The sequence below is a fragment of the Microbispora rosea genome (assembly GCF_900156315.1).
In the GTDB taxonomy this organism is placed as follows: domain Bacteria; phylum Actinomycetota; class Actinomycetes; order Streptosporangiales; family Streptosporangiaceae; genus Microbispora; species Microbispora rosea.
Genome location: NZ_FTNI01000066.1, coordinates 1 through 6,014, shown reverse-complemented (window position 1 = coordinate 6,014; position 6,014 = coordinate 1). Strand labels below are relative to the sequence as shown.

The following is a 6,014-nucleotide window of genomic DNA, read 5'->3' as shown; positions in this document are numbered from 1 at the left end:
CAACAGCAACTACGGCGGCAGCGTCTACCAGGACTTCGCCCCCGGGGCCAAGGGCAACCTCAAGGCCGGCCTCAAGAACCAGAACGCCTCCCACCGGTTCCTGAGCTCCGCGCCGCCCACCGGGTGCAAGACCGACGGCACGTACGGCAAGCCGCCCACGACGATCCTCGTCTACCGGAGATCCCTCAACCGTGTGGACCGGGTGGAGTTCAAGACGTACGTCAAGAACGTCCTGCCCAACGAGTGGCGGTCGCACTGGCCGAGGGAGTCTCTCAGGGCCGGGGCGATCGCGGTCAAGCAGTTCGGCTGGTACTGGGCGCTGAGGTCGGCGAGTAAGACGCCGAGCGGCCAGTGCTACGACGTCGCCGACGACACGGCCAGCCAGATGTACAAGCCGGGCTCCGCGACGGCGGCGACGAACGCCGCGGTGGACGCGACATGGGGCATCCGGATGACGCGCGACGGCAAGATCTTCAAGGCCCAGTACTGCTCCACGACGACGGCGTGCCGTCACTGGGTCACCGGCGACTGGATGTCGCAGAACGGCTCTCGCGACAAGGCGGAGGCGGGCTGGAGCTACTCCAGGATCCTCACGTACTACTACAAGGGGATCGTTCTCCAATCCTGAACCCCGGAGACCGTCCGCCCCTGTTCCCCGCCGTGTCGTGCACGGCGGGGAACAGGCGTCAGTCGACGATGACCTGGAAGTTGAGTGGCCGCCCTCCGGGGAACGCGACCCGCCCCGAACCCTCCATCATCTTGAACCGCACGTAGCACAGGCCCGGCGTTTTCGGCGTGGTGATGTCGGTCCGGATGTCGACCATCTCTCCGGGCTGCGTGTCCTTGATCGGTACGTCGGAGACGGTCTGGCATTGATCGGGTTGCTGCGGGAGGTCGAGGCGGTGCAACGAATATCCCTTCCACGGCACGGTCCCGGCGTTCTTGAGCCGCCAGACCTTGGTCACGGTCTGGCGGGGGCCGACGCGCGTGCAGTCGGGCAGCGTGATGTCCCCGATGAACTTCGCCGAATCACCGTCGTGCGCGGGCGGGCTCCACGGAGGGCTGGTGGGGTGCACCGGGCAGTCGGCTGCCGACAGCCCGGTCTTCGACGGGCTCTCCGACGGGTTCACGCCGTGCCCGCCGGTCCCGGAGCCACGATCGACGGCGACCGCGATGAGCACCACCGTCGCCACACCGACGGCCCCTGCCGCGAGCGCGGCGGCAGCCGGGCGGGATGGCCGGAATCGCCGCCGGCCGCCCGGCGCAGAGGGAACCGGCTGGGCGTCGCCCGCGATCTCGTCCGGCAGTGGCGGCGGCGTGGTCAGAGTCGCCGGGGTCTCACCAGCAGGCCGGGCGGCATGCGACCCGGTGGCACTGTGCGCGGTACGACCTTCCGCGACGTCCGCGGCGGAGGCTTCGAGTCCGTGCAGCGGACGGGCCGCCGAAGTGCCCGCGCGGTTCGGCGGAGCCCCGGCGCTCGCCGACCTGACCGCCAGGTTCGCCCCCTCCCAGCGTTCGCGGTACGCGGCGGGGTCCGCGCCGCACGCCTTCACGAACTCGACGGTGGTCTCCCAACTCGGGAGCCGGTTGCCTTTTGTGGCCTCGTGCAACGTCGTGTGTGAGATCGCCCCCGACCGGCCGGACATTTCGCGAAAAGGTGGGTTGCCGACCGATTTGCGAAGTTCTCGCAATGCCGCCGCGAAGTCCTCGATCGCCTCCGCGCGTGCACGCATGTCGTCCACCCGGGTGAAGCTAACAGCGCGCACGGTAACCACTCAAGCTAATGGCGCATCTTGCCCCTCGTCCATGCGGCGTCCGGTGGCGGCATCGGCTCGCTCCGGGCTTGTTGACCCTTCTTTCGATCTACAGTTGTTGAGTCAGGACTGTGCTGATGAAGGAGGCGGGATGCCCACGACTCCACGCGACCTGCTCGACGGCTTTCTGCGGGCGATGCTGGATTTCTCGCCCGACGCGTTGGCCGATCTGTTCGCCGACGAGGCGATATATGAGTTCGTGTTCTGGACGCCGCATCGCGGTCCGTCACAGCGATACGACGGGCGCGAGGAGATCCGCGCCGGCTTCCGCGCGGCATGGGGGGCGGTGTCCAGGCCACCGCTGACCGGACTCGGCGAGGTGTGTGTTCACGAGACGACCGACACCGAAGTGCTCATTTCCGAGGGTGAGATGAACGCTGTCAACCATGCGACCGGGCGGCCGTTCACCTCCCGATTCGTGCTCGTCCTACGTGCCCGCGACGGCCGTATCGTCCACCTGCGCGACTACTCGGACGTGCTGCGGACCGCGGCGGGGCTCGGGCGTCTCACCCAGCTCTTCGACCAGGTGCACGCCGAGTCCGCGTCATGAGAGGGGAAGCTCTGTCTGGTCGTGCAGGTCGCTTCGTGCCGCCGTGCGGGAGACCGTGCGTATGCCGAGCGCCTCTGGTGCCGGTCGGTGGACGGCAGGGACAGGCCGAGGAAAAGGCGTTGGAGGTGTGCGGGGCCACCCTTTAGCGTGGCGCGATGGCGACACAGGTGATTGTCCTCAACGGCGGTTCCAGCTCCGGCAAGTCCGGAATCTCCCGGTGCTTGCAGGCGGTCCTGCCGGATCCGTGGCTTGCCCTCTCGGTCGACACCATGGTCGAGGCGATGCCTGCCTCCTTGCGCTCATCGGATGCGGGGATCACTTTCGCACCGGACGGCCAGGTCGATGTCGGGCCGGCGTTCCAGGCGATGGATGCGGCGTGGACGGAAGGGATCGCCGCGATGGCCCGCGCGGGCGCCCGGGTCATCGTGGACGACGTGTTCCTCGGCGGGGCGGTCTCCCAGCAACGCTGGCAGAAGTCCCTTGCCGGGTTGGAGGTGCTCTGGGTCGGCGTGAGGTGCGACAGCGCGGTCGCCGCGGGACGAGAGATCGCGCGGGGCGACCGCGTCGAGGGGATGGCCGCGTTGCAGGCGGAAGTGGTTCACGAGGGCGTGCTCTATGACCTCGTGGTGGACACCACACACACGGAGTCCCTTGCGTGCGCGCGGACCATCGCCACCCGGGTGCGTCACTGACACCGAGTCTGGCTCGAAGATCGAAATGAGGGGGAGCGGGCTGGTGCTGCCGATCGGCGAGATGTTGCGGGTGCTGAACGCGCTGGACGCCGCCGGATGCGAGGTCTGGGTCGCGGGCGGCTGGGGGATCGATGTCCTGGTCGGACGCGTCACCCGGGACCATCATGACCTCGACCTGCTCCACCGGGCCGAACAGGAACGGCTGGTGATCGGCGAGCTGGAGTCGCTCGGGTACGCGGAGCGGCCCGGCGCGGTGCCCGGGCGGCCGGCCAGGTTCGTCATGACCGACAGCCGTGGGCACGAGCTCGATCTCCATCCGCTGCACGTCGGGGAGGACGGCTCGGCCGTGCAGCACCTGGACGACCGCGGCGCGGCGCTCCACTACCCGGCCGCGGTTTTCGTCACGGGCACGATCGAGGGCGTGCGGGTGCGCTGCCTGTCCGTCGATCAGCAGGTCGCCTTCCACCAAGGCTACGAGCCCCGCGACCGCGATCTGCGTGACATGGCGAGCCTGCGTGCGGAGTTCGGCGTCACCACGCACTTCTGATCACGCCGGGGCGAGCGGTCAGGTCGCGTACAGGAGCGACAGCGGCTGCGCGGGCTTCCGATCGCCAAGCTGTGTGGCGGTTCGCCCGATGTAGCGGCTCAGGGACCGTGCCAGGTGCGGTTGGTCGAAGTATCCGAGGCGGTGGATCACGTCGTGGACCGGCACGCCCTCCTGGATCAGGACCGCCGCCCGCCTGGCGCGGTCGATCTGCCGGACCGCGCCGCGGGTGAGCCCGGTCGCCGCCAGGAACCGCCGCTGCACGGTGCGCTCCGACACGTCCGGCTGCTCGCCGCGGAGGACCGCGGCGACGAGCGGGTCGCGCTCCACGACGCCCTCGCGCACCAGCCGTTGGACAAACGCTTCGGCGTTGTCCCAGTCGGGCAGGTGCCAGGTGGAACCCTTCAGCCAGAAGGACCTGCGGGTCGTGCTGGGAATCTCCGCGCCGCCGTCCACGAGCCGGCCGAGGGGAAGATGAGGCATCGCGGTGCCGAGCGAGAAGTTGATCCCGAAGAACGTGGCGTCCTCGGGAACGGGGGCCTGGCTCGCCCTCGTCTCCGGCCCCTGGACGGAGGCGCTGACCTGGCCGCGGTGCTCCCAGAAGACCAGATCCCAACGGGCGGTCGCGACCGCCGTCATCTGTTCCATGTCACTGCTGCTGCTGCGCCACACCCGCTCGATGTAGGGCGAGTCGGATGTTCGGCTCTCGATCTCCAGGCCCATCCGGGTGACTCCCCCTGACTTGCGGAACGTGGTCATACGGGCCCGGTCCAGGCCGTTCACCGGGTCATGGTACGTCCCCCGGGCGACAGAACATCGAGCATGCGGCCTCCAGCCGTTCGACGGCGGACGCACCAGGCGCTCGCGCATGTCGACGAGCATCACCGCTCGCGCGGCGGGTGCTGAGCGGCGAGTTCTGGGCGGCGGGTGCTGAGGGAGGCCAGGAGCCCGCCGCACTCGGACGGCGCCAGGAGGGTGCTGTCGCGCTCACATCGGGCTGATCCGGTTGTTACGGATGTGCTCGTAGACGATCGACGTGCGGACGTCGGCCACTTCGGGCCGTTCGGTGAGCTTGTCGATCACGAACGCGTACAGGCTGGCGTTGTCCGGCACCGCCACGTGCACGATGAAGTCCTCCGTGCCGGCCGTCACGTAGACGCCCAGGGTGTCGGGAAGCGCGCTGACCCAGTTGCGGAATCCCTCGATGTTGCGTCGCGAGGGCGGGCGCACGCGAATGGCGATGAGGGCCTGGACCGGGCGCCCGATCGCCGCCAGGTCGACGTCGAGGATCGCTCCCCGGATGACGCCGCGCTGCCGGAGCGCCCGCGTACGGTCGAGTGCCGTGGTCGGCGAGACCCCGACCGCGGCGGCGACGTCGCGATTGGTCTTCCGTGCATCCGACTGCAGTTCCGCCAGGATCGCCTTATCAAGTTCGTCCATGCCTGCCCGCACATCCCTGTTTCCGATACAAATACGGACTCCTTGCAGGTCAATCGTACGGGTGCCTAGCATCAGCGGCGTACGTCCGAACGCATGCATAGGAGGATCGCATGACGGCCGATGAACAGACGACCTCGCGTGTCGGGTTCGCCCCCGAGGAGATCGACCCGGCCCTCCCGACCCGGGCGGCCCGTCTGAAGTGGGTGATCGTGGTCGACCGCGACCTTCCCGCGGGCCGTGCCGTGAACGCCGCCGTCTGCGTGGCCGCGGCGACCTCGGCGGCGGTGACCGGGCTACTCGGCGACGACGCGGTGGACGCCGACGGCGCCGCCCACCCCGGGCTGCCGTGGGCGGGCTGCTCCGTGCTGGCCGCGGACGCCGCCACGCTGCGCGCCATCCACGCCAAGGCCGCGTCGTCCGCCGGGTGCTTCGTGGCGGACATGCCCGCCGCGGCCCAGCGGACGCGCGTCTACGCCGACTATCTCGCCACGATGAAGGAGACCGCGGCCGACGACGTCGAGTACTACGCGGTCGGCGTGGTCGGGCCGCGCAACCGGGTGGACAAGATCGTGGGAAAGCTGCCCCTGATGCCGTGACCCGGCCCCGGCGTCGGTGCGGGCTCGGGCTGCAAGTTTCAGCCGGTCCTAGGATCCTGCCTTTCGTCTCCGGCGGTTTCTGTGCATGTGGGATGTGTGGTGTGCGGATAGCCGTCGGGGTGTGTCGTTGACCGGTGTTCGGCGGGATCGTACGTTGTTGCGCGGTGTTCCTGTGGATGTATGTGGTTCAGGTGCACGAAATCCCTTGTGGGGTCGGGAGTCATTCCTCGGTCAGGGGCCCTGCGCGACCTGCAAGGAGCTCGGTTGTGACAAGCAGCACCAAAACGGGCGCCGGGGTGATCGGCGCCCTGGCCGCGGTCGCCGCCCTGGCCGGTGTGGCCACCGCCCCCACGGCGCAGGCCGCCACCGGGTGTGCGG

At 69.3% G+C, this 6,014-nt stretch carries 8 protein-coding genes; 5 read left to right on the top strand and 3 right to left on the bottom strand.

The genetic code is table 11. The features are described from left to right. Positions 1-628 (top strand): SpoIID/LytB domain-containing protein (locus tag BXA11_RS40885; protein WP_208865605.1); only part of this gene is annotated, 628 nt, incomplete at its 5' end. 58 nt (positions 629-686) lie between these two features. On the opposite strand, the gene BXA11_RS40880 is transcribed toward BXA11_RS40885, so the two are convergent. Then, positions 687-1,775, bottom strand: coding sequence for an NBR1-Ig-like domain-containing protein (locus BXA11_RS40880; RefSeq protein WP_143734823.1), 1,089 nt, complete (start codon positions 1,773-1,775; stop codon positions 687-689). A 130-nt stretch (positions 1,776-1,905) separates the two neighbouring features. On the opposite strand from BXA11_RS40880, the gene BXA11_RS40875 reads away from it, so the two are divergent. The 3 genes from BXA11_RS40875 to BXA11_RS40865 all read left to right on the top strand — a co-directional run bounded on the left by BXA11_RS40875 (position 1,906) and on the right by BXA11_RS40865 (position 3,603). Next, entirely contained in the window at positions 1,906-2,364 is a 459-nt protein-coding gene (locus BXA11_RS40875; protein WP_083744960.1) for a nuclear transport factor 2 family protein, read from the top strand. 155 nt (positions 2,365-2,519) lie between these two features. Next, the gene (cpt, locus tag BXA11_RS40870; protein ID WP_076443315.1) at positions 2,520-3,056 is read left to right on the top strand and encodes a chloramphenicol phosphotransferase CPT; all 537 of its coding nucleotides are present in this window, start codon (positions 2,520-2,522) and stop codon (positions 3,054-3,056) included. A gap of 25 nt (positions 3,057-3,081) precedes the next feature. Further along, positions 3,082-3,603, top strand: coding sequence for a nucleotidyltransferase domain-containing protein (locus tag BXA11_RS40865; protein WP_076443314.1), 522 nt, complete (start codon positions 3,082-3,084; stop codon positions 3,601-3,603). A gap of 18 nt (positions 3,604-3,621) precedes the next feature. Here BXA11_RS40865 and BXA11_RS40860 read toward each other — a convergent pair whose 3' ends face one another. Further along, on the bottom strand, positions 3,622-4,383 hold the full coding sequence (locus BXA11_RS40860; RefSeq protein ID WP_204054075.1) for a helix-turn-helix domain-containing protein: 762 nt from the start codon (positions 4,381-4,383) through the stop codon (positions 3,622-3,624). A gap of 204 nt (positions 4,384-4,587) precedes the next feature. Continuing rightward, on the bottom strand, positions 4,588-5,040 hold the full coding sequence (locus tag BXA11_RS40855) for an Lrp/AsnC family transcriptional regulator (protein ID WP_076443313.1): 453 nt from the start codon (positions 5,038-5,040) through the stop codon (positions 4,588-4,590). 110 nt (positions 5,041-5,150) lie between these two features. On the opposite strand from BXA11_RS40855, the gene BXA11_RS40850 reads away from it, so the two are divergent. Then, complete coding sequence (locus BXA11_RS40850; RefSeq protein WP_076443312.1) at positions 5,151-5,636, top strand: DUF2000 domain-containing protein; 486 nt, start codon at positions 5,151-5,153, stop codon at positions 5,634-5,636. The last annotated feature ends 378 nt before the right edge of the window (positions 5,637-6,014 follow it).